General features: G+C 40.5%; 1 protein-coding gene. It reads left to right on the top strand.

Annotation, left to right across the window (positions count from 1 at the left end; all coding sequences use genetic code 11):
- Nucleotides 1–2: 2 nt before the first annotated feature.
- The coding region (locus tag KVT34_RS31095) for a flagellin N-terminal helical domain-containing protein (protein ID WP_483311480.1) at nucleotides 3–237 on the top strand (235 nt) is incomplete at its 3' end.

Raw genomic sequence — 237 nt, 5'->3', positions numbered from 1 at the left:
ATATACCGGCCCTTAGGATAAATAATTCGCTACAAAAAAATTCTAAAGCGAGTTGGAGTAGTCTGGAAAAACTTACTTCAGGATTACGAATCAATAAAGCTTCTGTCGATGCTGCCGGGTTGGCCATATCCGAAAAAATGAGAACACAAATAAGAGGCTCACATCAGGCTTCCAAAAATGTTATGGTTGGCATTACACTTATTCAAACCGAAGAGGGCGGTTTACAAGGGATAACGG

It is taken from the genome of Paenibacillus sp. GbtcB18 (assembly GCF_019091125.1).
Lineage (GTDB): Bacteria > Bacillota > Bacilli > Paenibacillales > NBRC-103111 > Paenibacillus_F > Paenibacillus_F chitinolyticus.
The sequence above is the reverse complement of the archived record's forward strand: the minus strand, read 5'-3'. Positions and strand labels throughout refer to the sequence as shown.